The organism is Motiliproteus sp. SC1-56 (assembly GCF_017309075.1).
Taxonomy (GTDB): Bacteria; Pseudomonadota; Gammaproteobacteria; order Pseudomonadales; family Balneatricaceae; genus Motiliproteus.
In genome coordinates this window covers 34,021-60,472 of record NZ_JAEMGS010000005.1, presented here as the reverse complement: position 1 = coordinate 60,472, position 26,452 = coordinate 34,021, and the positions used below count along the sequence as shown (strand labels likewise).

The following is a 26,452-nucleotide window of genomic DNA, read 5'->3' as shown; positions in this document are numbered from 1 at the left end:
TAAGCGGCGGCAGTTGATTTTTGAAATTGATTGATTTGATTTGTGTGATAGTAAAACTTAATTGCATGTTTGCCGCCGCCAAGTCATGCCCATGGCGGGTGGCAAAGGCGACATTGGGGCTGTTCCGGGCGCTGGTTTGTTCGAAAGGGCACAGGGATGCCTGCCAGCGCGGCGTGGAAAGCCCCGCGCTACGGTAAATGCCCGCTTGGCCTGCGGTTTGCAATTAACAATGGGACGGCGGGTCCCTGGCTCCATGTCGCCCAACGTTCGCTACGGGGCCCGTTCGTCACCCCCGGGTGAGCATCACTAACAGGACAGCGTGGAGCAGGCAGACCACGCCGGTCAGGTTGCGGCGCAGGCGCTGGTAGCTTCCGGCCTCCGAGCGCAAGCCGAGGTAACGGAGCTCCGTGTAGAAGAGGGCGGCAAAGCCTAATCCGAGCAGCACCGTGGCGAGTTGGAGTTCAGCGCATAGCAGCGCGGCGAATCCCAGCAGGGCGAAACCGTTACTGGCCCAGAGGGCAAGGGCGCGGGCCGAGTGGGGAAAACGGTCGATTTCCCGGCCCCAGAGGGTGCCGCCAAGAAAACTGAGGATAATGGCGCTGTAGGCGATAAACACCCGCGCCGGGGACAGCTCGCTAGGCGAGGCTGGCCAGCCCAGCCCCTGCGCTGCGAGGGCGAACACAAAGGGTAGCAGCCCCGCATAGCCTAGGCGTTGCCAAAGCACGGTCTAATCCTCTTGGTCAAGGCGTAAAAGGCCCCGGCGAGCGGGGCCTCGAATCAGTGGATTGAGAGCCGCATGCGGTCGGGCTCCCGCGGCGCGTCGATCATCTCGTCGTAAGCGGTCTCCATGCGCAGGTAGGCCTCGGCGAAACCCTGATCGCGCAGCCAGCTTTTGGCCGCCGCCAGCCCGCGAAAACGCATCGGCCCCTGTTCGTCGGGTGACATCACGGGTACTGCGGGCTCGCCCTCCCGGGCAATCAGCACCAGGTAGTGGTTGCTGTCGGCGTAGCTGAGTATTTCGGCAGTGGTGTTTTGAGAAAGGCTCATGGTCATTTGCTCCTCTATCGCTTTTATCAGCGGTCATTGCGTCAGCTAATTCGGTGTTGGTTCTATTACGTGCAGAGGCCGCAAACCGATCACTTGCGATCGGGTAAAAACCGAGATGATTGGGCGCTTCTTTGACCGGCCCGTGACCGAACGCGGCCGACGGCCCAGGCTTTTGGCTTCGGGTGCGGGAGGCGGACTGAGCCGCCTTGCCCCGTTGGGCGGGAACGCCCCGGTGCGCAGAGATGGTTGGCGGCTGGGCTGGGGGGGGTAGAATAGGATTCGCAAAACGGCGGTCAGCCGCCCTTTAAGGCCTCGCTCCAGCCCCTGCGCGAAGGGCGTCTGGTGCGGGTTATCGATATCAACCTCTGGCGCCTGTGCCATTGCGCGGGCCCGCCGACGGAGTGCAAAGTCATCATCATGCGCGATAACGACTGCCGGATTCCCGGCGCAACCCTGGATTTTCGCCGTTACAGCCGTGACGGGAAGCGGTATCTCGAGTTTGACAGCACCGGCTGCCACTGCCCCGTCCCCATGGTCAACGCCATGGCGGGCCTGCAGCAGAGCCTGGGCGAGGGGGCGCGCCTGGTGATGGTCAACGGCTTCGAACCCGAGGGGCTCTACGAGCGCATTCGGGGCTGCTTTGACTGGCAGGTGGAGCGGCTTAAGGATGAGCGGGTGCGGATCACCTTCACCGCCATCGAGGGCCAGGCCGAGCGGCTGGATTTCAGCAACCGGGGCTGTAAAGGGGGCTGAGCCCATAAAAAGGGGGCTGAGCCCATAACGCCTCACGCTCCGGGGTCGCCGTACGGCTTGCCTCTGGAGGGAGGGCGGCTGGTGGGTTATTCCCTGGCGTCCTGATCGCCGATCAGCTCGCCTAGCTCGACCGCGGCTTGACGCAGCAGGGGCTCGTAGTCGAGCAGCTCTTTGAGGCTTTTTCTCAGAATTGGTGCGTGGGTGAAGAGGCAGGCGAACAAGCGCCCGGAAGGGTCGTAAATCGGTACCGATACGGCGACCATGCCGTCCACGAACTCTTCGTTATCGAGCCCCCGCTCCTGGTCGGCAATGTCACGCAGCGCCGCTTCCAGGGCCTCCGGGTCGGTGAGGGTGTTGCGGGCGCGCTTCTCCAGCGGCAGGTTGTGGAGAATGCGGTGACGCCGGTCCGGGGGCAGTGAGCTCAGGTAGAGCTTGCCGCTGGCGGTACACCAGACCGGGGTGCGGCTGCCTACCGGCAGGTGGACCTGCAGGGGCCAGTTGGTCTGGACCCGGTCGTAATAGATCATTTCGGCCCCGTCGGGAATCGCGATCCCGCAGGTCTCGCCGATCTTGTCAGCCAGGTTCTTGAGAATCGCCTGTCGCTGTGCCTTGAAGCGGCTGGCGTAAAGAATGCCGAGGGCGATGTCGTGGAGCCGGTCGGCGGGTACCAACTGGCCGCGCATGTTGGTCTGCACAAAGCCCTCCGCCTCCAACTGCTGCAGCAACCGGTGCACGCTGGGCTTGGGGATGTCGAGCTGCAGCGACAGGTCGCCCGGGGTCAGGGGGCGTTCCGCCCGGGAGATGGCCTCGATGATCTCCAGGACCCGGACGATGGATGAGCCTTTTTCTCTGCGTTGCGTTGCCATGCTGCTGCCTGTTGCGTAAATCGGTCGGCCATTATAGGAAGCCGCTTCCCATGAAAAAAGGGTCGTGCCGGCGGTTGCGCCGGCATGACCTAAAGGTCCCCTCGGGGGCGACAGGGACTATTTCATCGTGGGCATGGAGAAGGAAACCCCTTCACGTACCCCGGCCGAAGGCCAGCGCTGGGTGATGGTTTTGCGCTTGGTGTAGAAATGCACGGCGTCGGGGCCATAAGCGTGCAGGTCACCAAACAGCGAGCGCTTCCAGCCGCCGAAGCTGTGATAGGCCACCGGTACTGGCAGGGGCACGTTGATGCCCACCATGCCCACCTGGATATGGTCCGAGAAGTAGCGTGCCGCCTCACCGTCGCGGGTGAAAATGCAGGTGCCGTTGCCGTACTCGTGGTCGTTGATCAGCTGCATTGCCTGCTCCATGGTGTCGACGCGCACCACCTGCAGCACCGGCCCGAAGATCTCTTCCTTGTAACTGACCATCTCCGGGGTCACGCGGTCGATCAGCGTACCGCCGACGAAGAAACCGCTGGGGTAACCGTCCACCTGGGGATTGCGCCCATCGACCACGACCTCGGCGCCCTGTTCCTCGGCGCTGTTGATGTAACCGACCACTTTCTCCCGGTGCGCCTGGGTGATCAATGGGCCGAAGTCGTTGCTGCTGTCGCAGAAGGCGCCGACCTTGAGGTTGACCATGGCGGCCTTCATCTTGCTGACCAGGGTATCGGCGGCGGCATCCCCCACGGCGACGGCAACCGACAGCGCCATGCAGCGCTCGCCGGAGGAGCCAAAGGCGGCGCCCAGCAGCTGATTGACGGCGTTGTCCATGTCGGCATCGGGCATCACGATGGCATGGTTCTTGGCCCCGCCCAGGGCCTGGCAGCGCTTGCCCGCGGCCGAAGCGGTGGTATAGATGTACTCGGCGATGGGGGTGGAGCCAACGAAACTGACCGCCTTGACGCGGGCGTCGTGCAGCAGGGTGTCCACCGCCTCCTTGTCACCGTTGACCATGTTGAAGACGCCGTTCGGCAGCCCCGCTTCCTGCAGCAGCTGGGCGATATAGAGCGTGGGTCCGGGGTCGCGCTCGGAGGGTTTGAGCACAAAACAGTTACCGCACACGATCGCCATCGGGAACATCCACAGGGGGACCATGGCGGGAAAATTGAAGGGGGTGATGCCGGCCACCACGCCCAGCGGTTGAAACTCGCTCCAGGAGTCGATGCCGGGGCCGACGTTACGGCTGTGCTCACCCTTGAGCAGTTCGGGGGCCCCGCAGGCGTATTCGACGTTCTCAATGCCGCGCTGCAGCTCGCCCATGGCGTCGTGGGCAATCTTGCCGTGCTCTTCGCCGATCAGCTGGCAGATTTTGTCCGCGTGGGCTTCGAGCAGCTCCTTGAACTTGAACATCACCCGCGCCCGCTTGATGGGCGGGGTATCGCGCCACTCGGGGTAGGCCGCCTGGGCGCAGGCGATCGCCTGCTCGACGGTGGCCTTGGAAGCCAGGTCCACTTGCTTGCTGGTCTCGCCGGTGGAGGGGTTGTAGACCGCTTGGCTGCGGGTGCCTTCGGTGACGATTTCGCCGTTGATCAGGTGTCCGATGGTGGTCATGGATAATTCCTCTTGTTGGATCCGGTTGCTGGAGTCGCCTAGCAGATTTGCTGGTAAAGACCGACGATCTCATCGGCACTGGGCACGCGGGGGTTGTTATTGGGCGAGCCGGAGGCCAGCGCCTGCTCGGCCATGGTGGGCATCAGGTCGATAAAGCGCTGCCGGTCGATACCGAACTGCACCGGTGTGGGCACCTGCAGCTCGTCGTTTAGGGAATTCAGCTCATCCAGCAGCTTGCGGTTGGCGGTGTCGGTGTCATCCTGCGCTGTTGCTACCCCCATGGCCCGGGCGCAGTCGGCGTAACGTGCCGGTGCTGCGGGTATCGAGAAGGCGGTCACCGTGGGCAGCAGCATGGCGTTGGAGAGACCGTGGGGTACATGGAAGGCGGCACCGATGGGCCGGCTCATCCCGTGTACCAGGGCCACGGAGGCGTTGGAGAACGCCACCCCGGCCAGGGTCGAGCCCAGCATCATCGCCTCGCGGGCTTTCTTGTCGCGCCCGTCGTGGAAGGCTTGGCGCAGGTTCGGGCCGATCAGACGCATCGCCGCCAGGGCCTGGGAGTCGCTGTAGGGGTTGGCCTTCTGGCTGACGTAGGCCTCGATGGCGTGGGTGAGGGCGTCTATCCCTGTATCGGCGGTGATCCGTGGCGGCGCCGACAGGGTCAGGCTGTAGTCCACCAGGGCCGCCACCGGCATAAAGGCGACGCCAACGCAGAGCATCTTCTCGTCGCTGGTCTCGTCGGTGATGATGGTAAAGCGGGTCACCTCGGAGCCGGTGCCGGCGGTGGTGGGGATGGCGATCACCGGCAGGCCGGGCTCGTTGACGATGCGCGGAAATTTGTAATCGCGCATGGTGCCGCCGTGGCGAGCCAGGATGGCGATCGCCTTGGCACTGTCAATGGGACTGCCGCCACCGAGGGCGACGACACAGTCGTAGTCGCCGGCGCGGGCTTTCTGGACCCCTGCCTGGATCGACGCGGCAGTGGGTTCGGGTACCGTGTCGTCGAATACGTCGGTGCCCATACTGTGACGGGCCAGGACGTCCTGGAGGGCGCTGGCGTAGCCGAGTTCGACCATGACCTTGTCGGTGATGATCAGCGGGCGCTTGCAGCCCAGGCTGGTCAGGATAGTGGGGAGTTCCTGGCTGGCGCCTTCGCCGACCTGGAGAATACGCGGAAGAATGATTTGATTGGACATAACGGCTCCTAGGTTCGGGATCATTAGGGATAAGAGGGTTTCGAGTTTGGGCAGACGCATGGTCGCGCTTCGGGTCACTGGGCGTGGGCTGTTGACGGCAGCAAGGTGGTGACAGCCTGGGTAGTGATTGTCTTTTTCAGCGGCGTGGTAATGCACGGCATGGCTGGGTCCTCAGGGGATGCGCCCGGGCTAGGCGGCAAAAGTCATTTTTATTATTAAATCGATACGCCTTGTATCGAAATCAAGATAACCCCCAAAAAGCTCCCTGTCAATAAACGATACGAATTGTATCGATATAAGCAGCTTGTTAGGTGGTGAAGAGGGACCTCCATTTGACCGGCGCAGGATCATCGGCGCCCTGCTTCGGCGCCCGGCGAAGGTTGGTCCGTGGCGGTTTGTGGTTCTGGTTCCGGTTATTGCCTGCTGGGCACACGCGGGGAACTGGCAAACGGCTAAAGCCGGATGCGGCGAAGCCCAAGGCGCAGCAAAGGCTCCATTCGAGCCCTGTAACCGCGCCGGATGCCGAACACATAATCCCCGTGCATGGCTGGTCCGTGCTGTTGTCTGTGTGACTGTGCGCTTGGTCAGGGGCGCCTTCAACGGCGATCGAAGGCCAGGCGGAGCGGCTGGCTTGCCGTAAGCGGGACCGCAAAGGGAGGGTGCTCGATCCTTATCTGGCACTGTTCCGGCTCTCCACTAGAGGGCGCAGCTTAAGGAGAGTCAGCAGTCGTTTCAAAAGTAGGCTCCTCTTTGGTCTCGTTTTGAGCGCCGAGGTTCGCTCGGAAGGAGGCAGCATGGATAGCTGTAGATCTTGCGGTGAAAAAGTGGCGTATTATCCTGGCGAACCCAATGCTTTAAATTACACTCAAAAAACCACTTTCCGGTGGAGGAATTATCGCTTTTAGCCTTTGATACCTAGGAACCGTTTAGAGTTGCAGGGAAAGCATGCTTGTCAAAACGCGCAACACGCTGCTGATCAGCCTGGGCTTGATGCTGTTGATCGAAGGGGGGCTTCAAGTCCGCAGTCACATCCGTTATGGACAGAGTGTGTTCAATGCCGTCAGTGATCAAAAAACCTTTGTGGTTGATCAGCAAACCGGCTTAAAGCTATTACAACCCAATCATCGCATCGAAGGCTCGCAGGCCGTCATCGTCACCAACAAATACGGCCTGCGTGATGAATCGATCGACGACGTTAAGCCGGCCAGCGAGTACCGCATCGCACTCGTCGGCGCTTCGTCGGTGATGGGAACCTACACTCGGAATAATCAGGATACATTATCCTATCGACTGCAAAATGTGCTTGCAGAGCTTTCCGGGGACTCGTCCTATCGTGTGATCAATGCTGGTATTGCGGGTTACACACTCGGCGACATGGGGCGAATGGTTGAGCGCCTGTTAAGCCAGCTTTCAGTAGATCACTATGTCCTTTACCCGGGTTTTAACGATCTCTCGGCATATTGTCGTAAGGATAGGGGAAAGGAAAAGGCGATAAATTACTCCCTGCCAAAGCTGGAACTGCCTAAGTGGTTGTTGACCCCTGAACTGATCATTAAAAATACCGTGACCTTACGGACACCGTTGGCTAAACAGCAGTCTTTGGTCGATCCGGATCAGGTGGATACGTCGAAATACAGAAGGTATATAACCCACTTATTGAGCGTTTTGAAAGAAACGGGGAAGCCGGTATTGGTAGTGGGCAATGCCCGTGCATTCCGCCAAGATATGTCCCCCGAGACGCAGCACGCGCTTTCAGAAACGGCAAGGTATTACAACCACTGTTTTGATACGGCCGGTCTGCATGAGCTATTTGATCGTCACAATGCAATTATTCAGCACGCAGCCCAGGAACAAGGCGTCCGGTATTTTAACTTACAGGAAAAAATACCGGGTGGAAGAGAGTATTTCGGTGACGCCACTCACTTCTCTGTGAAGGGGACTCAGACGGCATCTCGAATCATCGCGCAGTACCTTGTGCCGGATTTGATTGCACACGTGCCGCCAACAAAGGACTAGTCAATTGGCCTTTCAGTCGTATCACTTTTTGGTCTTTTTTATCACGGTTTTTCTGCTGGTCAGGGTGGTGCTTAAGAATCACCATGAGGCGAAAAAAAATTGCCTGCTTGCTGCCAGTTACTATTTTTACATGTGCTGGGACTGGCGGTTTGCAGGCCTGATTTTCAGCATCACACTGATTAATTATGTGACTGGCCGGCTGATAAAGCAGGCCGATGAAACAGCCGGTAAAAAGCTTTGGCTGGGTGTCTCATTGATCAGTAGCTTGTCTATACTGGCGTATTTCAAGTATGCCAACTTTTTCATAGAGTCGTTTAACGGCCTCTTGATTGGATTAGGCTTGGAGCCGTCCGTTCCATTGTTAAGCGTAATACTCCCGGTCGGTATTTCTTTCTATACTTTTCAAAGTATCAGCTACTCCTTGGATATTTATAGAAACAGACTGGAGCCGGTCAGTTCGTTAAGAGACTTTTCTCTATTTGTCGCGTTTTTCCCGCAGTTGGTGGCAGGACCCATCGTACGCGCGAGCCATTTCTTACCGCAGCTTGATAAATCATTCAAGGAAGAGATAAAAAATCCTGTTGAGTCTGGAACGGCGCTGATATTGCGTGGATTTATTAAAAAAATTGCAATTGCCGATGTGCTGGCGGTCCATATCGTGGATCCCGCTTTTGCGTCCCCAAGCGACTATTCCCCCCTGTTTCTAATGATCGGATTGTATGCATACAGCTATCAGGTCTACATGGATTTCTCCGGCTATACGGACATAGCCCGGGGGGCAGCCCGTTGTCTTGGTTATGATCTTCAAATCAATTTCGACCGCCCTTATAAGGCAACCAGTATCGGAAATTTTTGGCAGCGATGGCATATTTCAATGTCCTCGTTTTTCAGAGATTATCTTTTTCATGGGCTCGGCGGGTCACGGTATGGAAACGTTTATTTCAATCTTTTCATAACCTTTGTCGCCATCGGGATCTGGCATGGCGCTGGCTGGAATTTCGTTGCCTACGGTGTCTGTCATGCAAGCCTGGTCATGTATGAACGCTGGCAGCTTAATCGGCGTAAAAGAGCAGGCCTAGGGGTGAAGGAGTACACCGGCCTGCATTGGGTATGGCGGGTATTCTGGATTTTTACAATCGTCTCGCTGACCCGAGTTCTCTTTAGGGGAGGGACTCTTTCCGATGCGTATGCCTATATGGAAGCGATGGGGAATTGGAGTAACACCCATACGCCATTAGGCCCTCTTGCGTTAATGACCTTGATTGTTGCGATAGCGCTTCACTACACCCCGAGCCAGTGGACATATGAATGGAAAGCGGTCTATTGCCGGCTCAACTCCTGGGTTCAGTCGGGTGTGATCGTCGCCACCTTGTTTGTTATTCTGGCGTTGACCACAGGGACCGCACCTTTCATATACTTTCAGTTTTAGGGCTGTGTTTGAAGTTCGCTCCATTAATGCCGCCTTCGCGTCGTTGTGGGAGCTGACAGTCTTTAGTTTGCCCTAATGAGCAGCGTTCTTCAGCGCTGCTATGAATCGTTACGGATTCCGGTAACGGCAGATATCCAGAATGCCGACGTTGACCGGATCGCTAAAAAATCAGTCAGCCTAATTTAGACGGTTTTATCTTAAGGGGAAATTAGGCGATGCGCTCAACCTGCTGTCATTTGTCGCTGGCCAAAAACTGAGAAAAATTCTGCGCTGGTTGTGAAAACCGTTTTTTGTGGTCTTGATTTTAAAAATATAGGTTCTCTATATTGTTACTGCAAAGTTCTATTTTTCAATGGGTTAACCTACCTCGTAAATGGCTCAGGGATTCTGGTAACGGTAGATATCCAGAATGCCGGCGTTGACCGGGTCGCTCGCCTCCAGGTATCGCGTCACCTGGTGAAAGTGATCCCAGAAGGCCGGGTCATTGGCGGCCACCCCCCAGCGTCGCAACACCTTCTCCATCGTCGCCTCCAGATCCCGGTTCGAGGCGCTGCGCAGTGCGCGGGTAAAGGCGGGCAGCTCTTTTTCCGGGACCCGGAAGATAAAGTTGGGATAGCTGGTGGCGATGCCCGGCACCACCGTCAGGCTGTCCTCGTCCGGGACGTAACGCAGGGACTCCCCCAGCATGAAGGCGACGTTGGAGTGCCGGCGGTTACGTACCAGGGTATACAGCTCGGGCAGCGCACCGGCGTCGGCATCTGCGTTGTTGGCATCGGAATTGGCAGGAACGACCATCAACAGGGACGCATTGGGTAGCTGGCTGACGGACGGCATGCGCTCGGCGGGGATGCCGCTCAGGCGGCTCAGGACACGTGCCGAGTCTGAGTCGGGGAGCTCGCCGCGGTTGAGGTCCGGCGGGTTGAGGGGGGCGAAGCGGGCCAGCAGGCGCTCGACCAGCGCCTCCTTGGGTTTTCTGCGCGGCAGATCGAGGGCGCTGGGGGTGTGGGTGTCGATGGACTGGTAGGCGATCCAGAGTTTCAGCAGACCGCTCCCCTCGTACCAGCGGTCCAGGGTGCGCTGCCGGCTTCGGGCTGGCAGCAGGCGCAGAAAGTTCTGCTCGGCGCCGTTGCGGATCAGGTCGAAATAGAGCCGGGTCTGGGCCTGGTGGGCGATGTTGCCGAAGACGTCGAAGTTGACCACCAGGTTGTAATAGCTTTGCTCCAGCAACGGGAAGTCCAGCCACCAGAGGGTAAGGGGCGTGTGGCCGATCCAGCCCTGTCTGACCGTGGCGCTGTCGTGATGGCGGAAGACGGTCAGCAGGGCGCTGCCGTTGTCGCCGTTGCCGTCCCAGATCGTCTCCATTCCCGGGCCCCGGGGGGCCAGTCGGGCAAGGGCCTTCTGGCGCAGGGCGATATAGGCGTTGCGCTGGGTGGAGGAGTCGAACCAGGCGCCGGGGCCGGCCAGCAGGTCATCCTCGATGCCGGGCAGGTTCAGGAGCTGATTGGCCTGGCGGCGAAAATCCGGATCGACAATGTAGGGATCGTGCTCCGGGGCCTGGAACATGACCCAGAAGTGATCGCGGATCACGGCGGTGGCGATCTGGCCCCGGCACACGGGCCCGCGGATAAAGGTGCGCACGAAATATTCGGCATGGTCGAGCATGAAGCGGTAGCGGGCGTCGGCGGGAATCGCCGCGAAGGTGGCGAAGGGGTTGGAGCGCTCGGCGCCGCCGTAACCGGGCAGCGGCCCGGCCTGCCAGGGCTGGCTGAAAAAGCGGGTTCGCAGGTCGCCGAAAAGCTCCGGGCTCAGCCGGAAGGTGACCTGGGTCTTGTAGACGCGGGTGCCCCTCTCCATCTGAAACCGGTAGTGGAAGGGCTCACCGGGATCATCATTGGGACGCCGGGTGGCGATCTCCTGGCTGGGTTCGCCCGGCGCTGTCCTGGAGCGTACCAAGCGGAAGAAGTGGCCACTTTCGCCGTTGCCAAAATAGAGTTTGGCCAGGGCCCAGTGCTCGAACAGCCAGCGGGAGAGTAGTGCCTGCTCGGCGCTATCACCGTTCAGCCAGGCTTCCCACTGGCTGATCTGCCCGGCTTCGTCGGCAGTGGGCGTCGGGGGGGGGAGGGTGGCGTTGGCGCCTAGCTCCAGCCAGCGTTGAATCATATTCCTTGCATCTTCGGGCATGGCGGGAAAGCCCAGTGGCATGCGCACCTGCGGCTGGCGCTGGGTAAAGGCTTGCGCCTGCTGCGGGGTGGGGCACTGGTTCTGGCGTCCGAGATGGGGGGCCAGCACCGGGGACAGTGTCGATGCAGGCGCATCGCTTGCGCCGGGCTTCAGCAGTTGCAACAGCAGCGCCGGGCGTTGCGGGCTGTGTTCGGTGAGGGGAAAGAAGCCTTTCTGGCGCCACGCCTCGGGCGTCTGGGCGTCGACAAACAGCCGCGTCGGTGGCTCGGCCTCGAGCCGGCGAGCGTTGTACACCTTGCGCTTGGAGGCGCCCCGCATCAGCCCCTCGGCGTGGGTCAGGTTGAGTTGGCAGGGCGCATCGAAACAGGCGTGGCAGGCCACGCAGTAGCGGTCGAACAGGGGCTGGATATCGTGCTGGTAGTCGACGTCCTGGGCGGGGCTGGCTGTCGAAAAAGCCAGCAGCAGGGAGGCGGTTAAATGTTCGGCACCGCCGGCTTGCGTTAGTCGCCGTGCTTTTTTGCCAAGTCGGGCTAACAATGCGGGCAAGCGATGATCCTTATCTTGAACACGCCGGTCAAGCGCCGGCTGGAGGCCGCGAACCCACGTCAAACTCCCTGTATGCTCGCCGCCCTGGCGTGCCGCTCACTATATCCCGGGGCCCGGAGATTGACCAGCCTGGCCCGTTGAAGCCGGTGTTGGAAATGGCCGGTGGTTGGGTCGGTGAGAAGGTCGGCGGTATTCAGGGCGCCAGGCGGTTGGCATAATGCTCGGCCTTGCCGTTGAAAGAACTGTTGAAAGAACTCAGGCCATGCTTCGAATCGCGCTCTTTGCCGACGTCCAGAACATCTATTACACCACCCGCCAGCGCTATGGCCGACAGTTCGATTACCGGGCCCTGTGGCGACAGCTCGAGGCGGAGGGCACCCTGGTGTCGGCGATAGCCTATGCCACCGACCGTCAGGACAGCGGTCAGCGCAAGTTCCAGAACGCGCTCAGGCAACTGGGGTTCAAGGTTGCGCTCAAACCCTACATTCAGCGCGCCGATGGCTCCGCCAAAGGGGACTGGGATGTGGGCATCACCCTGGACGTGGTGGAGCTCGCCCCCCAGGTGGACCGGGTGGTGCTGCTCTCCGGTGACGGTGACTTCGACCGCCTGCTGGAGCGGGTGCGCCAGCGGTTCGGGGTGCAAACCGAGGTTTACGGCGTGCCGGAGCTCACCGCCGACAGCCTGATCCGCGCCGCGGACCGCTTTCACCCCATCGACGAGAAACTGTTGCTGTGACGGCGAGTTTCTAGTCGGCCCGGCCGGTGCGGGGGCTGAGGGTCTGATAAAGCGGCACTGACAGGCTCAGCGCGGCCGCTGTGAACAGGGCCCAGGCCCGGGGCTCTTCCAGCACCAGCAGGGTGGCGCCGCTCAGCAGGCACCAGCCAAGGGGCATTAAGGTGCACAACGCGAGCCGCCAACCCCGAAGGTGCAGCAGGCAAAGTCCCAGGGTGGCCAGGGCGGTGGGGTCCGGGTGTACACCGAAAAACTCCCCCTGGCGCCAGGACTGCGAGGCGGCCAGCTCGACGACAGGGTAGGCCAGTCCGGCCAGCACCAACACTAAACCCAGTCCTAGCCTCATAAGGGCGCTGGTATTGCGCCCCGGCGCCGGTGACCGGCTGGTCAGGGCGGCCAGCAGCAGGCCCCCTTGCAGCCAGCAGATCCACCTCAGGTAGCCCGCCGCCCAGTTGAGCTGCGCGTAGTAACGGGCAAAGAACCCTTCGGCCACCACGGCCCAGCAGGCTGCCAGCAGCAGACCCGCCAGCCGGTCCTGACCTTTTTGCAACAGTGCGCCGGCGAGTATCCCGGCCAGCAGAAGCAGCGGGTGAAGGGGCCAGAGCCCCTCGTTGACCCGCTCGAGCAGGCGCAGGTAGACCGGGGCGTTGAAGGGCACGAAATCCTGCAGGGCGTAGCTTGACCAGGCGGGCATTCAGAGGGACTCGATAAAGCGGATCATCCGTTGCCGGGTGGCCGCATCGGGCATGGGGCCTGCGCCAGCGGCCATGTTCTCCCGCATGTGCTCGACCTGGCTGGTGGCGGGAATAGCGCAGGTGATCGCCGGGTGGGCGATGATAAAGCGCAGCAGGAAGTCGGCCCAGGTGCGACAGCCAAAGGCGTCGGTGGCCCAGTTGGGAACCGGTCCCCGGTTCTTGAGGCGGCTGATCAGCCGGCCGCCGTCGTAGGGCCGGTTGGCGATGACGGCGATGCCCTTCTCCGCCGCCAGGGGGAGTAACCGCCGCTCGGCCTCACGGTGGGTGAGGTTGTAGGTCAGCTGTACGAAGTCCAGTGGCTCTCGCGCCATGATGGTTTCCAGCTCGCGGTGGCGGCGACCGTGGGAAGTGGTCACGCCCAGGTAGCGGATCTGCCCCGCTGCCTTCATCTCGCGCAAGGCTTCCAGATGAGGCTGCCAGGCCAGCAGGTTGTGCACCTGGACCAGGTCGAAGCGCTTGATGTTCCAGGCCGAGGCCTGGGTGGCGATCTGTGCGCCGGTGGCCCCGCCGTCCCGGGTCCACACCTTCTCCGCCGAAAACAGCGATTCGGGCGTCCCCAGTTGCGCCAGGGCATGGCCCAGCACCTTGGCGGAGGAGCCGTACATGGGGGAGCAGTCCACCATGCCGCCTCCGGCTTCAAAAAAAGCCCGTAACACCTCGGTGCGGGCCTGTCGCAGCTGCGGGTCGCGGCCTACGTTGAAACTGATCCAGGTCCCCAGGCCGATGGGGGGCAGGGGCGCCCCCGTCGCGAGGGTCGGCGCCGGATCCGCTAAAGCCCTGGCGGCCGGGGGCAGCCCAAGCCCGGCGGCGCAGAGCCCCATGGCCATCAACTTGACGGCGTGGCGCCGGGTGACCGGTTTGCGCATGGGCTTCATGACGGTCGCTCTCCGCGCTTGAGGTCATCGGCCCCGACTAGAAGGGTGATCAGCAGGGCGCTGAAACAGGCCAGTACGAAAACCTTGTTTACGAACCAGTTGGTACGCCAGATGCTCCACTGGGGCTCGGCCAGAAAGCCGGTCAGCAGGGTGAGTACGATCACCACTTCCGTCAGGGCGACCACCAGTGCCAGGGTGCGCGCGTAGGCGGGACGGGCCAGTAACGCCCAGCCCAGCCAGACATGGACCACCGGCCAGAAGTCCCAGTAGATATGGGTGTGAAGCGGCTTTCCCGCCGCCAGCGCCATAGCGATGGGAAACAGGTATTTGATAAACAGGGTCCAGGCGGCAAGGATGAAGAGCCCGTGGGCGAGAAAGGTCATCCAGGCCCGGGCGGGACCGGTAGCAAAGCGGTGGGTCGGCCCCGGGTGGTTGGTCGCCATGGTTTCAAGCTAGTGGCGGGGGCGAACGGCTGTCAAGCTACAACAAGCTACAAGAAGGTAAGCGGAAGGAGGTCCCGGCGGCGGTTGGGCGTTAAAGACGCGGGACCCGGTCGCGGAAGCGGAAGCGGGACGCCTTAGAGCGGCGCCGCCCGGTAATAGTGCCACAAAAAGAGCGCACCGGCGCTGCGCCAGGGGGCCCAGTGGCTGACCAGCTTGCGGGCCTGGCCTGCCGTGGGGCGCTCGTCGAGTCCCTTGAGCCGGCCCAGGGCCACCCGCAGCGCCAGGTCATCGGCGGGAAAGATGTCGGGACGGCCGAGGGAGAACATCAGGTAAATCTCCGCGCTCCAGCGGCCAAAGCCCCGCAGGGCGCTGATGGCTTCGATGGCCGCCTGGTCGTCCATTCCGTCAAGAGCCTCTAGGTCGAGCGCGCCGGACTCCACCGCGGTGGCCAACCCCTGGGCATACTCCACCTTGCGTCCCGACAGGCCCGCGGCGCGCAGCTGCTCGACCTCCAAGGCGAGCAGCGCCCGGGGGGTGAACTCGGGTAACAGCTCGCGGACCCTCCCTTCGACCGCCGTGGCGGCGGCCTTGGAAATCTGCTGGCCGATGATGGCGCTCACCAGGGTCTCAAATCCACGGGGGCGGGCGCGGGGCGAGGGGGAGCCGATCTCGGCGAGGGCCTTGCCCAGGTGCGGGTCGATGTCGGCCAGTGCTGCGAGGGCGTTGTTAAGCCCCTCTGCCCGGTGAATGGCGCCCGGCGCCGCGGTAAGTGTATCGCTCAAATCGAGACCGTCCTCTTCGCCTGTGATCGGTGAACCCCGGGTGGGGGAGTCGAGTCTACCAGATAAGCCGCCGCGGGTTGGCGCCTGTTGTCACTGGGGATTCAAACAAGCGCTGCCGGTCATCGCCCTGGCCCGCGCGGGTCGTTATACTGCCCCCCGCGATTTAAACCGGCACAAGGAGCCATCATGAAACTGTTGAGCATTCTCGGCATTGCGGTGGGCGGTGCCCTGATCACCGTGGTCGTGCTGCTGGTGGTCAAGGCGCACCAGTCCAAGAGCGGCGAGGCCCCGGGGCTGGTCGCGGGGCACCTGGCGCCCTGCTCCCCCAAGCCCAACTGTGTCTGCAGCGAAGCCGGTACACCGCCGGACAAGTTGGTGGCCCCGCTGCCGTTGCCGGAAGGCCAGGCCGATGCGGACTGGCAGCGTTTTCAGCAGGTGATTCGTGACCAGGGGGGCGAGCTCAAGCAGGTCCAGGGCGACTACCTGGCCGCGACCTTTACCAGTCAGCTATTCGGATTCGTGGACGATTTCGAGGCCCGGCGGGATGTGGCCAACGGCGTGATTCACCTGCGCTCGGCCTCGCGGGTCGGCACCAGCGACCTGGGGGCGAATCGCGTGCGGGTGGAGCAGTTGCGCCAGGGTTACACGCACTGAGCGGGGACCGCTCCCCGTGAATCAGTCGCGCACCTTCACAGCGTGCTCCGCTGCCGGAATGGTGCGCCCCCGTAGCCGGTACCAGGCCTGCAGTATCTCGGCGCCAAAAAAGAAAATGGCGCTGGAGTAGTAGACCCAGACCATCAGCACCACCACCGAGCCGGCCGCCCCGTAGGCCCCGCCCACGTCCCCCCGGGCCAGGTAGTTGCCGATGCCCCATTTGCCCAGCGAGAACAGCACCCCGGTCACCACGCCCCCCAGGACCGCTTTTCGCCAGTCCAGGTTGGCGTCGGCCAGGTAGCGGAAGAGCACCGTGAACAGGCCGATGATCACCAGCGTGCTGACCAGCTGGTTGAGCATATCCCAGGACTGGCCGGCTTTGGCGAGGAAGATCCCCAGGGCGGAACTGACGCTCAAGGAGAGAATCAGGATGCACACCAGCAGTCCGATCAGGGCCAGCGACAGCAGGCGCCGGCGCAGCCACACCCAGATCGCCCGTCCCGGCGGCACCTTAATGCCCCAGATCTGGTTCAGCGAAGCCTGGAGTTGGGCAAAGGCGGTGGTGGCGCCGATCAGCGAGATCCCGAGCCCCGCGATCCCGGCCATGCTGCCGATGTAGGGCTCTTCACTGGCGCTCTGGATCACCACCTCGGCGGTGTCGCGGGCGCCGCTGCCGGCCAGGGAGTCTAATTGTTCGAGCAGGACCTCCTGGGAGTCGTAGCCGATGGACGAGGTCATCCAGAGGGCCAGCACCAGCAGCGGCGCGAAGGAGAGCAGGGTGTAGAAGGAGAGGGCGGCGGAGAGCGAGAGTACGTTGTCCTTGAAGAAACTCTTGAGCGCCTGCTTAAGTACCCGCAATGCGAAACCCAAATCCATTTAGGCCACCCCGCTTTCATGGGTAGCAACAAGCTGGCTGTCGTGGCCAACTGGGCGGCGGAAAAAAGCGTTCGGTCGGGTTGAGGTACTGGCTGCCATGGTGCAGTTCCCAAGGGCACGCGGTTCGGGTAGTGGAGACGGTTTTTACCGTACTGCTATCCGCCAGATTCAGTTGAAAGTGTAGCCAAACGGGGCGCGGTCTCCAGCGCTGCCGGCGCGGCTGGAGACCCTCTGCCGACGCGGAGGGTTGATGATGGGGTGCGTAATCTCGACGCGTTTTGCGTAAAGGGCTTACGGGGTTGGTTTTATCCGCCGGCTCACCCATCATAAACGTAACCGAAGTAAAGGCGGGGAGGATCCTTTGGTGAAGCAAGCACTGGCGATGCAATCATGGGTAAAGAAAACAGTGCTGAACCGGTACCTGTGGCCGGTGACGGTGGCCTTGGCGCCGGTCGTCGCCCCATGCGCCGGGGCGGTGGAGGCAGGAGAGCAAGACGCCGTTGCGGTCAGCGCGCTGGCAGCGGATGAGCGGGCAGGTCTGCTCGCCGGCAAAGGGATGGGCCAGGCGAAGGCGGCTGAGCTGAACGGCTATCCGGGGCCTGCGCATGTGCTGGAACTTGCGGACGCGCTGGGGCTAACCGAAGCGCAGCGGGGAGAGAGCCAGGCCCTGTTTGAGCAGATGCAGCAGCGGGCGCAAGCGTTGGGCGCGGAACTGGTGGCGGCCGAGGAAGATCTGGGCCGCCTGTTTGCCAGCCAACAGGCGACGGTGACCAAGCTCCAGGCGAAGCTGAAACACATCGGAGGCCTGAGCGCGCAATTGCGCGCTGTGCATCTGCAGGCACACCTGGTGCAGGCCGACCTTCTGACCCGGCACCAGGTCCATCTTTATAATCGGCTGCGGGGTAACCGGGGGGCCGGCGGGCAGCATGGGCATGGCCCGCACGCAAACCATCACTGAGCCAATAGCCTCGTCGTTGCGATCGACATCGAAGGCGGCGCTTGCCCTATGACGGGCAAAATAAGAGTGGAGAAACATGGAACTGAAAATAGAATCGACCCTGCGCTGCCCCCATTGCGGTCACATGGCAACCGAGCGCATGCCTGAGAACGCCTGCCAGTACTATTACGACTGCCGGGGGTGCGGCCGCCTGCTCAAGCCCCAACCGGGTGATTGCTGTGTCTTCTGCTCTTACGGAGATACCCCTTGCCCGCCGATTCAGCTCGATCAGGGGTGCTGTCACCAGGGGCAGCCGGGAGAACCCTGATGCTCCACTACCTGAAAATTTTCAGTATTCTGCTGCTCGGCTTTGGGGTGATCCGCGGCGGTGCGCTGCTGCTCGGGGTTGATCTTGGCAGCCACATCTTCCCCGGCAGCCTGGGATTGATGGGGGTGCAGGTGCTGGTGGCGGCAGTCGTGCTCTACGGCTTTCGGCTGCAGCGCCAGGGCCGGATGAGTGAAAAGCTGCTGACTTATGCCGGCTGGGGGCTGGTGGCGGCGTTCGTGGTGGCCGGTCAGGTCTGGGTCAACGCCTGAGCGAAAGGGCGGTTGTGCCGGGGGCTTTGCCGGGTAGGCTTCGGCAAGGCGTCTGGCAATTCGGCGGCAAATCTGTTCTTATCCGCTCCCAACTCCTTTCATACCCAGTCAACCGGTCCGAATCCTATGCAACAGCTCCCCCCGTGCCCGAAGTGCAATTCTGAATACACCTACCAGGACGGCACCCTCTACGTCTGCCCCGGGTGCGCTCACGAATGGAGCGAGGCGGATACCGCGGCGGCCGAGGCGGCGGCGGTAGTGACCGACGCCAACGGCAACCCCCTGGCTGACGGCGACACCGTCACCGTGATCAAGGACCTCAAGGTCAAGGGCTCCTCGTCCGTGGTGAAGGTGGGCACCAAGGTGAAAAACATTCGCCTGGTGGACGGTGATCATGACATCGACTGCAAAATTGACGGTATCGGCGCCATGAAGCTGAAGTCGGAGTTTGTGAAGAAGGTCTGAGCCCCCGTTAACAGCGGGGCTCAGGTACCTGCCGTTGTGCTCAGCCGGCCTCTTCGGTCACCGAGAAACGGTGGGAGAGTTCTTGCAGGTGCTCGGCCAGGTGAGCCAGCTCCTCGCTGGCGCGGGCCACCTGGGAAACGGCCTCGCTGCTCTCTTCCGTGACGCGACTGATCTGCTCGATGTTCTGGTTAATTTCGTCGGCCACCGCAGATTGCTCCTCCGAAGCGCTGGCGATCTGAACCGTCATGCCATCGATCTGCTCGATGGAGGTTGAGATCTGCTGCAGCGCCTGCCCTGCCTCGTCGGCAAAGCCGGAGGTGCGCTCTGCTTCCTCGCTGCTTTCCTGCATGGCGCTGACCGCCGCTGCGGTGCCGTTCTGAAGCTGTTCGATCACCGCCTTGATCTGCGCGGTTGACTCGCTGGTTCGCTGGGCCAGGGTGCGTACTTCGTCGGCGACCACCGCGAAGCCGCGGCCCTGCTCACCGGCCCGGGCGGCTTCGATGGCGGCGTTAAGGGCCAGCAGGTTGGTCTGTTCGGCGACCCCGTTGATCACCTCCAGGATGGTATTGATGTTGGCGCTCTCCTGCTCCAGGGTGCGGGTCAGCTCGGTCGACTTGGCCAGCCGCTCCGCGAGCTGGGTGACGGCCTTGACCGTTTGATCCATGATCGCCTGCCCGTGGCTGACCGAGCGGGCGCCCTCGGTGGAGGCATCCGCCGCCTTGCCGACGTTGTTGGCTACCTCGTGTACGGTGGCGTTCATTTGATTGACCGCCGCGGCTACCTGCAGGGTCTCTCGCTTCTGCTCTTCCATCCCCTGGCTGGTCTGCAGAGTGGTGGCCGAGAGCTCGTTGGCGGCGCCGGCGACCTGGCTGGTGGCGGCGGTGATTTCCAGCACCAGCCCGTTGAAGGTCACCATCATGCTGTCGAAGGCCCGGGACATGCGGCCCAACTCATCCTCGGTTTTCAGGTCCGCGCGCAGTCTCAGGTCCCGGTTCTCGCAGGCTTGCTCCATGGTCGCCTGCAGCCTTGAGAGCGGACCGTTGATCGAACGGCTGATCAGGGTTGTCAGAATGACCACGGCTAACAGGACCAGTCCGCCCAGGGTGGCGTTGGTGCGGACCTCGCGCCAGAAGATGGCGTCAAGATCGTCAACGTAGACGCCGGTGGCGACCACCAGATCCCAGCCGGGGTGGAACTTGGCGTAGGAGAGCTTGGGCACCGGCGCTTCGCTATTGGGTCGGGACCAGTAGTAGCGGGTCAGGCTGGATCCTTCGCGGCGGGCGTTATCCACCAGCCGTCCGAAAAAGCGGTCGCCTTTGGCATCGGCGATGGCGGTCAGCTCCCGACCGACCAAGTCCGGCTTCATGGGGTGCATGCGCATGCGGTAGTCGCCGTCGATGATGAAGAAATAGTCGTTGCTGCCGTATCGCAGCGCCGCGATTGCCTCGAAGGCGGCCTTTTCCGCCTCGGCGCGTCCCTTGATGCCGGCCTCCACCAGGGCCTGCTGCTGTTCGATCAGGCTGTAGGCATTTTCCGTCAGGTGCTGAAGCTCGGTTTTTTTGGTACTCAGCAGCTCCTTATCAAAGGTACTCAGGGAGAGGCCTTGCAGCAGCAGAATACCGCCGACTGCGATGGCCCCCAGGGCAATCAGCTTGTTGCGTACACGTAGGTTAAGCAAGAACGATTTCATGATGGCACTCCTTGCCACCCGCTACCGGCGGTGGATGCGTTACAGCATGGGTTGAGCGTTACGCCGGCGTCCCTGGTGAAGGGCGTTCCCTGGCGCAATTGCGTTAAGTTCTGTTTTGTTCTTTTCTCATATTTTCCTATTCGGGGTCGGAGTGGGTATAGGAAAAAGTCTTATAAAGCTGCCTTGGACGGCTTTATTGAGTTCAGGTTGATCTGAGTCAAATGATAAGGAGGGTAACTAAAACAAGTGATTAGGATCTGAGGTAGGCGCTGTCTCTCGACGGCCGATCCTTGTCACCCATCAGCGCGCCGAATGTTTCGACGCAAAGGCCTTGTGTTATAGGGGCGTCATGGGAGCCTGATGGGCGTGTGATAGCGCAAGGAAGTGATCAGGTGAAACGGCTCACAGAAAAGAGCACCTGGCGGCCCTCGTCTCGGGAGGGCCGCCGTTCCCCGGAGCGCAACGGCTCTTGTCGATAGCTGCTCAGGACTCCTTGAGCGGTGGCTGGACTAGGTCGAGGTAGGCGCCGTAGCCCTCTTTGGCCATCTTCTCCTTGGGAATGAAGCGCAACGCCGCCGCGTTGATGCAGTAGCGCAGCCCGGTGGGGGCCGGACCGTCGTTGAAGACGTGGCCCAGGTGTGAGTCGGCGTGCGTGCTGCGCACCTCCGTGCGGACCCCGAGCCAGCTGATATCCTTCTTCTCCACCAGCGCATCGGGGTTGATGGGCCGGGTAAAACTGGGCCAGCCGGTGCCCGAGCGGTACTTGTCGGTGGAGAGAAATAGCGGCTCCCCGGACACGATATCCACGTAGATGCCGGCCCGCTTCTCCTCGAACATGGGGTTGCTGAAGGCGCGTTCGGTGCCCTCCTCTTGGGTGACTTCGTACTGCAGCGGCGTCAGCCGTTGCCGCAGCTCCGCGTCGGTGGGCCTGACGAAGGTCGCCGGGTCGAAGCCCTGGATTTTGGTTTGAAGCGCTTCGTTCTCGATTGCGGCGGTCTGTTTCAAGGCGCCGGTAACGGGGGGGATGAAGGCCTGCTTGTCGGGCCGGTAGGGGCTGAAGTCGAGCTCGTAGTTCTCCCCCCAGATCTTCTTGATGAACTGGTAGCGTCCCGAGTTGAAGGTGTAGAGGTGGTAGCGGATGGGGTTTTTCTCGTAGTAGTCCTGGTGGTACTCCTCGGCATCCCAGAACTTTTTGAAGGGGACGATTTCGATTACCACCGGCTTTTCATAGCGGCCGGATGCCTGCAATGCGGCCTTCGCGGCCTCGGCGATTCGCTGCTGTTCGGCATCGTGGTAGAAAATCGCCGGGCGGTACTGCCGGCCCCGGTCGACAAACTGACCGTCGGGGTCGGTGGGGTCCATCATCCGCCAGAGACCCTGGACCAGCCCTTCGTAGGTGATTTGATCGGGGTCGTAATAGACCTGGACCGCTTCGGTGTGGCCGGTGCGCCCGGATGAAACCTGCTTGTAGGTGGGGTTGGGCTTGTCGCCGCCGCTGTAGCCGGAGACGGCTTCCACTACCCCGGGAATCTTTTCGTACCCGGCTTCAACACACCAGAAACAGCCCCCGGCGAAGGTGGCGACCTTCAGCTTTGGGTCGTTGGGGGCGTAAGGGGAGTCCGTCTCCTGCGCGCCGCTGAGGGGGGCGCTCAACAGCCCGATGGCCAGCAGCACGCTGGTAAGGTGCCGGGGCAGGGGGTGGGTCAAAACCATGTCGATTCCTCCGTCCGTTTAACAGGCCCCGAAACCGGGGCCGCGAGGACTTATCTCAATCTAGTGTGATGGTTTCCGCCGAACCGGGTTCCGCGGCCATGTACTAACTGGACGTGCCACCCTGCGTTTTGTTGCAAAGGCTGGTGCTTTTATGTCGAGGTTGGCGTCCGTGAACCTTAAAACCCCGTCCCTTAAAAACCCGTGCCGTGACGCCCGGGGTGAGTGGTAAAAATGATGTAACGCAATGAGGCTGTCAGTTTAGCGGCTAATGGCGCGCTTTTGGTGGTGTTATTGATGACCTAAATCAATACGGCGAGTAGGGTTTTTGGCTAGGATGCCGGCGAACTTCTTCTGAACAGGAAATAGCAATGCAAAAAACACCTCTCTGCTGCGCGCTGGCTGCTACTTTGAGTGCTCTGCCGGTCGCGACCTACGCGTACGAGGCCGGTGACTGGGTGGTGCGGGCCGGCGCCACCCACGTCGCCCCCAACGATGACAGCGGCAAGGTCTTTACCGACTTTGGCGCGCTGGGCAAGACCGGCCTGGAAGTGAGCGTGGAAGACGATACCCAGCTGGGTCTTAACCTGGTCTATTTTGTGCGCCCTCACTGGGCCGTTGAACTGCTGGCGGCCACCCCCTTCAACCACGACGTCAACCTGGAGAAGGACACGGCCCCCCTCTTGGGTAACGGTGCCCTGGGCGACGTCAAGCACCTGCCGCCCACGCTGAGCGCGCTCTACTACTTCAACGACAGCAGCGCCCGCTTTCAGCCCTATGTCGGTGTTGGCATCAATTACACCACCTTCTTCGAGGAGGAGTTTGATGCCAGCCGCAAGGCCCAGGGCTTCAGTGACCTGGAACTGGAGGACTCCTGGGGATTGGCGGCCCAGGTGGGCTTCGATTACCAGTTGAACGAGCGCTGGTCCGTTAACGGCTCGGTCCGTTACCTGGATATCGACACCACCGCCGAGTTCAAACTGGGCGGAGAGGCCAGCAAGGTCGATGTGGATATCGATCCCTTTGTCTCTTCCTTGATGCTGGGCTATCGCTTCTAAGATCAGCCCCCTGCACAGCGGTGTCGAATCCTGCGCCGCTGTGCATCCGCTTTTGATATTCCTGCGTCTGGCCGCTTGTCAATGCCGCGGCGGAATCGGCCAGTCCGCGGGATCCACTGAATCGATGGCTTCGGCCGCTGTCCCCGGGCTCCAACGGCGTTGGTACGCCCCTGTGGGGTCATGGCGCGCCGACAGGGTCGCGGCATCCTCCAAATCGCACTGTTCCTGCCCGGCAGCCGGTCCGACCCCGGCCACCTGTTGCCACAGGCCCCAGTTCTCCGCGGCGTCGTAGTCCAGCCGCTGCTGTTGGAAATAGCGGGCGCCGGCCCGCCAGTCCACGGCCAGCTCCTTTACCAGGTAGCGCGCCGCCAGCCGGCGTCCCCAGGGCGCGAGAAGCCCTGTGCTGTTGAGTTCGTTGAGGCAGGCGTTGACCAGGGGTAAGGGCGTATCACCCTGGCACCAGCGGGCAAACCGCTCCGGGTAGAAGCTGGTGAGCGGGCGTCGCCCGGCAACGCCGCTGAAGGCGTAGAGCCGGTCCCCGGCGTACCGGGCGTGCCAGCGGTAATATTCCCGTCTCAGCAGGACAGCCCTCAGCGCCTTTTGCGCCGCGGGGGCGACGTCGGGCTTGTTTGACGCCGCCCAGGCCCGGCGGGGCGACAGGCTGCCGTTGGCAAACCAGGGATCCAGCCGGCAGTTGCTTGGCGGATCGCTGACCTCCCCGTCCGCCGGTGGCGTCTGCAGATAGCATTGCAGCTGGAGCTTGAGCTCCCGTTCGCCCGTCGGGACTGGTGAAGGCACCGCGGACGTGGGCGGCGGCTTCGGGCCGCTTGGGACGTCTGGCGGGGGTGGCGGCAGGACCCTGGGCGGGGGACAGGGCGGGGGCACAGACCCCTGAACCATCCCGGCGATAAAGTCGGACTCAGCGGTGGGCAGCGCGCTGAGCGGGAACGGCAGCCGGCGCTGGCTGAACAGCTCCCCGTTGCGCACCGCAACCCAGCGCAGATAAGGGAAACGCTGCTGGAGCCGTTGCCACGGCTGGAACTCATCGGGAACCGTGGGGTGGCCGCGATAGACGGCGTCCAGGTCCAGCAGCGGTACCAGCTGGGATATCAGCTGTACGGGCTCGCCCAGCAACACATGAAGGCGTTGCCCGTACGCATCAAGAGCCTGGTCCAGGGCAGCGAGTGAGGCGTGGAGAAAGCCCCAGCGCCGTTCGCCCAGCCCCCGGGTACCGTAGTGGTCGCTGCGGAACTGGACCGGGTCCAGGCAGTAGATACACAGCAGCTGCCGGCTCTGCCGAGCGGCGATGCGCAGGGCGAGGTTGTCGTCTAGGCGCAGGTCCTGGTTAAACCAGAGCAGGGCGCGGTTATGCATGGGAGGGTGTAGGGCTGAGCGCCAGCGGGCCGGGAAGGGACGGCTTCGTGTTATGCCTTCTAAGGGACGCTGGGGACACGACGGCTGTCGGCACATTCATCCCCGCGACACCGTACAAGCTCATGACCGATCGACTCCGTCTTGGTGGGGCTGGGTGCTCCCATGAATGTTCGCCCCTGTGCGCAATCCGCTTAGGCGAGCTTCGAGCAGGCAGCGGGGCATTGATTCACTTCCACTATAGACCCGCGTTTAGACCTGCGTTTGAGCACGGGTTCAGGCCGGTCGCTGTCCGCGAGCGGGGCGAGCGGCTACGCTTGCCAGGGGGGCGGGATTGCCGACCCTTCCCAAAGGAGCGCTTATGGACCCTCGCCCGAATCCTTACCCGCATCTGGCGGCCCTCGAAGCCATGTATCGCGCCGGACCGATTCACGCGCTGATTCCCTCCCGGCTGGCGCTTGCCGACGGGCGTGCCTGCATCGAGGCGGACCTCTGCGACCGTTATCACCACGCGGCTGGCGCCGTCCACGGTGCTGTCTATTTCAAGCTGCTCGACGAGGCGGCCTTTTTTGCCGCGGCAACACTCGAACAGCGTTTTTTCCTGCAGACCGCGTCCTTTACCACCTATTTCACCCGCCCGGTGGTGGACGGATGCGTGCGGACACAGGGGCGCGTGTTAAGTCGCAACGGAAACCAGTTTGTCGCCGAAGCCATTATCGAGGATGAAAAGGGGGAGGAGCTCGGGCGGGGCAGCGGGCTGTTTTTGCGCAGTGCCGTGCCCCTGGGCAAAGTCGACGGTTACCGTGCCTGAGGGCGCCGACGCGGGGTGGCGGAATGGCCTAAGCTGGCGGTAACCGCAATCCATTGGACGAACGACATGGAACCTTTACGCAAGGAAGCGCAGTTTACCGGCCTGGTTACCTGGCTGGTGATCAGTTGCGTTGTGGCCGGTGTTGGCGCTATCGCCTCCCTGGAGGCGCCCGCCTTTTATTCACAGCTGGCCCGGCCCGACTGGGCCCCCGGGGCCGGGGTGTTCGGCCCGGTCTGGACGCTGTTGTTTATCCTGATGGCGCTGGCGGCCTGGCTGGTCTGGCGCCGGGGCGGCTTTGCCGGCGCCCGGCGAGCCTTGCTGCTCTACCTGGTGCAACTGGTATTCAACGGTCTCTGGAGTTGGCTGTTCTTTGCTTGGCACCTGGGCGGCGCGGCGCTGCTGGATGTTTTACTGCTCTGGGCGCTTATTCTGGCGACCCTGGTTGCCTTCTGGCAGCACAGCCGCCTGGCGGCGGTCCTGCTTATTCCCTACTGGCTCTGGGTCAGTTTTGCGGCGCTGCTTAACTATTCGGTGTGGCAGCTCAACCCCCAGTTGCTGGGCGGTTAGCGACCCTTTTATTGGCCGCTTAGCGACTTTCCGCCTGCGGCCCTTTTCCTCATTTCAGCGTTTTGCTGCAGGGCGCGCCGCAGTAAGCGCATGTTGCGCCGGTTGGCCTTGAACCAGGCATCAAACAGATCCCCGGCCACGGGGACCGCGCCGAGAAACACCTCCAGCACCACGTTGCCCAGCATGCTGACCAGGTAACCCGGTGCAATCCCCAGCCGCCATGCCCGGAAGATGAGGTAACAGGAGAGCACGCCCCCCGCCACGTCTCCCAGGCCCGGGATCAGCCCCAGCAGCGCATCGACCCCGAATCGCCAGCGCGTGCCGGGCACCACAAAGGCGCTGTCCAGGAGCTCGGCCAAGCGGTCTAGGCGCTTGAGTTCCCGAGCGACGACAGCATCTGGCGGTGAATCCTTCATGGCGGTTTCTCAAGGCGAGGCGGGGAGCACGGGGGACTCGGCTTTAGTGAACACCCTTTGCTCG

27 protein-coding genes are annotated in these 26,452 nt (G+C 62.1%); 12 read left to right on the top strand and 15 right to left on the bottom strand.

What is annotated here, in order from left to right; genetic code table 11:
• Window positions 1-286 precede the first annotated feature (286 nt).
• The gene (locus JGZ97_RS06790; RefSeq protein ID WP_207061874.1) at window positions 287-724 is read right to left on the bottom strand and encodes a DUF3429 domain-containing protein; all 438 of its coding nucleotides are present in this window, start codon (window positions 722-724) and stop codon (window positions 287-289) included.
• Window positions 725-777: 53 nt separating this feature from the next.
• A complete protein-coding gene (locus JGZ97_RS06785) occupies window positions 778-1,047 on the bottom strand; it encodes a DUF6482 family protein (protein ID WP_207061873.1) in 270 nt (89 codons plus the stop codon).
• A gap of 342 nt (window positions 1,048-1,389) precedes the next feature.
• On the opposite strand from JGZ97_RS06785, the gene JGZ97_RS06780 reads away from it, so the two are divergent.
• Window positions 1,390-1,800 carry a DUF2249 domain-containing protein gene (locus JGZ97_RS06780; RefSeq protein WP_207061872.1) on the top strand — a complete coding sequence of 137 codons (411 nt, stop codon included), beginning with the start codon at window positions 1,390-1,392 and terminating at the stop codon, window positions 1,798-1,800.
• A gap of 86 nt (window positions 1,801-1,886) precedes the next feature.
• Here the strand turns inward: JGZ97_RS06780 and JGZ97_RS06775 are convergent, their stop codons facing one another.
• The 3 genes from JGZ97_RS06775 to JGZ97_RS06765 form a co-directional block, all read right to left on the bottom strand.
• On the bottom strand, window positions 1,887-2,666 hold the full coding sequence (locus JGZ97_RS06775; RefSeq protein WP_207061871.1) for an IclR family transcriptional regulator: 780 nt from the start codon (window positions 2,664-2,666) through the stop codon (window positions 1,887-1,889).
• A 117-nt stretch (window positions 2,667-2,783) separates the two neighbouring features.
• Complete coding sequence (locus JGZ97_RS06770) at window positions 2,784-4,280, bottom strand: CoA-acylating methylmalonate-semialdehyde dehydrogenase (RefSeq protein ID WP_207061870.1); 1,497 nt, start codon at window positions 4,278-4,280, stop codon at window positions 2,784-2,786.
• A 38-nt stretch (window positions 4,281-4,318) separates the two neighbouring features.
• Window positions 4,319-5,476: an iron-containing alcohol dehydrogenase gene (locus tag JGZ97_RS06765; RefSeq protein ID WP_207061869.1), complete on the bottom strand. Its 1,158-nt coding sequence runs from the start codon at window positions 5,474-5,476 to the stop codon at window positions 4,319-4,321.
• Between the two features lie 945 nt (window positions 5,477-6,421).
• On the opposite strand from JGZ97_RS06765, the gene JGZ97_RS06760 reads away from it, so the two are divergent.
• Together JGZ97_RS06760 and JGZ97_RS06755 are read left to right on the top strand one after the other, a co-directional pair.
• Window positions 6,422-7,492 carry a hypothetical protein gene (locus JGZ97_RS06760; protein WP_207061868.1) on the top strand — a complete coding sequence of 357 codons (1,071 nt, stop codon included), beginning with the start codon at window positions 6,422-6,424 and terminating at the stop codon, window positions 7,490-7,492.
• 4 nt (window positions 7,493-7,496) lie between these two features.
• Complete coding sequence (locus JGZ97_RS06755) at window positions 7,497-8,921, top strand: MBOAT family protein (protein WP_207061867.1); 1,425 nt, start codon at window positions 7,497-7,499, stop codon at window positions 8,919-8,921.
• 378 nt (window positions 8,922-9,299) lie between these two features.
• Here JGZ97_RS06755 and JGZ97_RS06750 read toward each other — a convergent pair whose 3' ends face one another.
• Window positions 9,300-11,648, bottom strand: coding sequence for a fatty acid cis/trans isomerase (locus JGZ97_RS06750; protein WP_207061866.1), 2,349 nt, complete (start codon window positions 11,646-11,648; stop codon window positions 9,300-9,302).
• Between the two features lie 262 nt (window positions 11,649-11,910).
• Here JGZ97_RS06750 and JGZ97_RS06745 point away from each other — a divergent pair, with 262 nt between their 5' ends.
• Window positions 11,911-12,384: an NYN domain-containing protein gene (locus JGZ97_RS06745; RefSeq protein WP_207061865.1), complete on the top strand. Its 474-nt coding sequence runs from the start codon at window positions 11,911-11,913 to the stop codon at window positions 12,382-12,384.
• A gap of 10 nt (window positions 12,385-12,394) precedes the next feature.
• Here JGZ97_RS06745 and JGZ97_RS06740 read toward each other — a convergent pair whose 3' ends face one another.
• The 4 genes from JGZ97_RS06740 to JGZ97_RS06725 all read right to left on the bottom strand — a co-directional run bounded on the left by JGZ97_RS06740 (window position 12,395) and on the right by JGZ97_RS06725 (window position 15,236).
• Window positions 12,395-13,075 (bottom strand): DUF6064 family protein, encoded by a 681-nt coding sequence (locus JGZ97_RS06740; protein WP_207061864.1) that lies wholly within the window; start codon window positions 13,073-13,075, stop codon window positions 12,395-12,397.
• A complete protein-coding gene (locus JGZ97_RS06735) occupies window positions 13,076-14,011 on the bottom strand; it encodes an aldo/keto reductase (protein ID WP_207061863.1) in 936 nt (311 codons plus the stop codon).
• Entirely contained in the window at window positions 14,008-14,454 is a 447-nt protein-coding gene (locus JGZ97_RS06730) for a hypothetical protein (RefSeq protein ID WP_207061862.1), read from the bottom strand. The genes JGZ97_RS06735 and JGZ97_RS06730 overlap by 4 nt, the downstream gene beginning before the upstream one ends.
• A 134-nt stretch (window positions 14,455-14,588) precedes the next feature.
• Complete coding sequence (locus tag JGZ97_RS06725) at window positions 14,589-15,236, bottom strand: DNA-3-methyladenine glycosylase (RefSeq protein ID WP_242521588.1); 648 nt, start codon at window positions 15,234-15,236, stop codon at window positions 14,589-14,591.
• A gap of 186 nt (window positions 15,237-15,422) precedes the next feature.
• Here JGZ97_RS06725 and JGZ97_RS06720 point away from each other — a divergent pair, with 186 nt between their 5' ends.
• Window positions 15,423-15,890: a DUF1499 domain-containing protein gene (locus JGZ97_RS06720; RefSeq protein ID WP_207061861.1), complete on the top strand. Its 468-nt coding sequence runs from the start codon at window positions 15,423-15,425 to the stop codon at window positions 15,888-15,890.
• A gap of 21 nt (window positions 15,891-15,911) precedes the next feature.
• On the opposite strand, the gene JGZ97_RS06715 is transcribed toward JGZ97_RS06720, so the two are convergent.
• Window positions 15,912-16,766, bottom strand: a complete 855-nt coding sequence (locus JGZ97_RS06715) for a YihY/virulence factor BrkB family protein (RefSeq protein ID WP_207061860.1) — start codon at window positions 16,764-16,766, stop codon at window positions 15,912-15,914.
• A gap of 364 nt (window positions 16,767-17,130) precedes the next feature.
• Between JGZ97_RS06715 and JGZ97_RS06710 the strand changes: the two genes are divergently transcribed.
• The 4 genes from JGZ97_RS06710 (at window position 17,131) to JGZ97_RS06695 (ending at window position 18,765) form a co-directional block, all read left to right on the top strand.
• On the top strand, window positions 17,131-17,724 hold the full coding sequence (locus tag JGZ97_RS06710; protein ID WP_207061859.1) for a Spy/CpxP family protein refolding chaperone: 594 nt from the start codon (window positions 17,131-17,133) through the stop codon (window positions 17,722-17,724).
• A 76-nt stretch (window positions 17,725-17,800) separates the two neighbouring features.
• Entirely contained in the window at window positions 17,801-18,031 is a 231-nt protein-coding gene (locus tag JGZ97_RS06705) for a GDCCVxC domain-containing (seleno)protein (RefSeq protein ID WP_207061858.1), read from the top strand.
• Window positions 18,031-18,300, top strand: a complete 270-nt coding sequence (locus JGZ97_RS06700) for a hypothetical protein (RefSeq protein ID WP_207061857.1) — start codon at window positions 18,031-18,033, stop codon at window positions 18,298-18,300. The genes JGZ97_RS06705 and JGZ97_RS06700 overlap by 1 nt, the downstream gene beginning before the upstream one ends.
• Window positions 18,301-18,426: 126 nt before the next feature.
• Window positions 18,427-18,765, top strand: a complete 339-nt coding sequence (locus JGZ97_RS06695) for a zinc ribbon domain-containing protein YjdM (RefSeq protein WP_207061856.1) — start codon at window positions 18,427-18,429, stop codon at window positions 18,763-18,765.
• A 40-nt stretch (window positions 18,766-18,805) separates the two neighbouring features.
• Here JGZ97_RS06695 and JGZ97_RS06690 read toward each other — a convergent pair whose 3' ends face one another.
• Window positions 18,806-20,455 (bottom strand): methyl-accepting chemotaxis protein, encoded by a 1,650-nt coding sequence (locus JGZ97_RS06690; protein ID WP_207061855.1) that lies wholly within the window; start codon window positions 20,453-20,455, stop codon window positions 18,806-18,808.
• A gap of 483 nt (window positions 20,456-20,938) precedes the next feature.
• Window positions 20,939-22,168 (bottom strand): peptide-methionine (S)-S-oxide reductase MsrA, encoded by a 1,230-nt coding sequence (msrA, locus tag JGZ97_RS06685; RefSeq protein ID WP_207061854.1) that lies wholly within the window; start codon window positions 22,166-22,168, stop codon window positions 20,939-20,941.
• A 368-nt stretch (window positions 22,169-22,536) separates the two neighbouring features.
• Between msrA and JGZ97_RS06680 the strand changes: the two genes are divergently transcribed.
• Entirely contained in the window at window positions 22,537-23,223 is a 687-nt protein-coding gene (locus JGZ97_RS06680; RefSeq protein WP_207061853.1) for an OmpW family protein, read from the top strand.
• A gap of 78 nt (window positions 23,224-23,301) precedes the next feature.
• On the opposite strand, the gene JGZ97_RS18320 is transcribed toward JGZ97_RS06680, so the two are convergent.
• Window positions 23,302-24,597: an FAD-binding domain-containing protein gene (locus JGZ97_RS18320; protein WP_207061852.1), complete on the bottom strand. Its 1,296-nt coding sequence runs from the start codon at window positions 24,595-24,597 to the stop codon at window positions 23,302-23,304.
• 358 nt (window positions 24,598-24,955) lie between these two features.
• Here JGZ97_RS18320 and JGZ97_RS06670 point away from each other — a divergent pair, with 358 nt between their 5' ends.
• The gene (locus JGZ97_RS06670) at window positions 24,956-25,405 is read left to right on the top strand and encodes a PaaI family thioesterase (RefSeq protein WP_207061851.1); all 450 of its coding nucleotides are present in this window, start codon (window positions 24,956-24,958) and stop codon (window positions 25,403-25,405) included.
• Between the two features lie 66 nt (window positions 25,406-25,471).
• Window positions 25,472-25,972 carry a TspO/MBR family protein gene (locus JGZ97_RS06665; RefSeq protein ID WP_207061850.1) on the top strand — a complete coding sequence of 167 codons (501 nt, stop codon included), beginning with the start codon at window positions 25,472-25,474 and terminating at the stop codon, window positions 25,970-25,972.
• An 8-nt stretch (window positions 25,973-25,980) separates the two neighbouring features.
• Here JGZ97_RS06665 and JGZ97_RS06660 read toward each other — a convergent pair whose 3' ends face one another.
• Window positions 25,981-26,388, bottom strand: a complete 408-nt coding sequence (locus JGZ97_RS06660) for a DUF4112 domain-containing protein (RefSeq protein WP_207061849.1) — start codon at window positions 26,386-26,388, stop codon at window positions 25,981-25,983.
• Window positions 26,389-26,452: the final 64 nt, after the last annotated feature.

What these genes read in the sequence shown, in the direction of transcription:
- JGZ97_RS06785 (WP_207061873.1), bottom strand. Translation starts at nt 1,047, where the DNA reads ATGAGCCTTTCTCAAAACACCACTGCCGAAATACTCAGCTACGCCGAC.
- JGZ97_RS06775 (WP_207061871.1), bottom strand. Translation starts at nt 2,666, where the DNA reads ATGGCAACGCAACGCAGAGAAAAAGGCTCATCCATCGTCCGGGTCCTG.
- JGZ97_RS06770 (WP_207061870.1), bottom strand. Translation starts at nt 4,280, where the DNA reads ATGACCACCATCGGACACCTGATCAACGGCGAAATCGTCACCGAAGGC.
- JGZ97_RS06765 (WP_207061869.1), bottom strand. Translation starts at nt 5,476, where the DNA reads ATGTCCAATCAAATCATTCTTCCGCGTATTCTCCAGGTCGGCGAAGGC.
- JGZ97_RS06760 (WP_207061868.1), top strand. Translation starts at nt 6,422, where the DNA reads ATGCTTGTCAAAACGCGCAACACGCTGCTGATCAGCCTGGGCTTGATG.
- JGZ97_RS06745 (WP_207061865.1), top strand. Translation starts at nt 11,911, where the DNA reads ATGCTTCGAATCGCGCTCTTTGCCGACGTCCAGAACATCTATTACACC.
- JGZ97_RS06740 (WP_207061864.1), bottom strand. Translation starts at nt 13,075, where the DNA reads ATGCCCGCCTGGTCAAGCTACGCCCTGCAGGATTTCGTGCCCTTCAAC.
- JGZ97_RS06735 (WP_207061863.1), bottom strand. Translation starts at nt 14,011, where the DNA reads ATGAAGCCCATGCGCAAACCGGTCACCCGGCGCCACGCCGTCAAGTTG.
- JGZ97_RS06730 (WP_207061862.1), bottom strand. Translation starts at nt 14,454, where the DNA reads ATGGCGACCAACCACCCGGGGCCGACCCACCGCTTTGCTACCGGTCCC.
- JGZ97_RS06720 (WP_207061861.1), top strand. Translation starts at nt 15,423, where the DNA reads ATGAAACTGTTGAGCATTCTCGGCATTGCGGTGGGCGGTGCCCTGATC.
- JGZ97_RS06715 (WP_207061860.1), bottom strand. Translation starts at nt 16,766, where the DNA reads ATGGATTTGGGTTTCGCATTGCGGGTACTTAAGCAGGCGCTCAAGAGT.
- JGZ97_RS06705 (WP_207061858.1), top strand. Translation starts at nt 17,801, where the DNA reads ATGGAACTGAAAATAGAATCGACCCTGCGCTGCCCCCATTGCGGTCAC.
- JGZ97_RS06700 (WP_207061857.1), top strand. Translation starts at nt 18,031, where the DNA reads ATGCTCCACTACCTGAAAATTTTCAGTATTCTGCTGCTCGGCTTTGGG.
- JGZ97_RS06695 (WP_207061856.1), top strand. Translation starts at nt 18,427, where the DNA reads ATGCAACAGCTCCCCCCGTGCCCGAAGTGCAATTCTGAATACACCTAC.
- JGZ97_RS06690 (WP_207061855.1), bottom strand. Translation starts at nt 20,455, where the DNA reads ATGAAATCGTTCTTGCTTAACCTACGTGTACGCAACAAGCTGATTGCC.
- msrA (WP_207061854.1), bottom strand. Translation starts at nt 22,168, where the DNA reads ATGGTTTTGACCCACCCCCTGCCCCGGCACCTTACCAGCGTGCTGCTG.
- JGZ97_RS06680 (WP_207061853.1), top strand. Translation starts at nt 22,537, where the DNA reads ATGCAAAAAACACCTCTCTGCTGCGCGCTGGCTGCTACTTTGAGTGCT.
- JGZ97_RS18320 (WP_207061852.1), bottom strand. Translation starts at nt 24,597, where the DNA reads ATGCATAACCGCGCCCTGCTCTGGTTTAACCAGGACCTGCGCCTAGAC.
- JGZ97_RS06670 (WP_207061851.1), top strand. Translation starts at nt 24,956, where the DNA reads ATGGACCCTCGCCCGAATCCTTACCCGCATCTGGCGGCCCTCGAAGCC.
- JGZ97_RS06665 (WP_207061850.1), top strand. Translation starts at nt 25,472, where the DNA reads ATGGAACCTTTACGCAAGGAAGCGCAGTTTACCGGCCTGGTTACCTGG.
- JGZ97_RS06660 (WP_207061849.1), bottom strand. Translation starts at nt 26,388, where the DNA reads ATGAAGGATTCACCGCCAGATGCTGTCGTCGCTCGGGAACTCAAGCGC.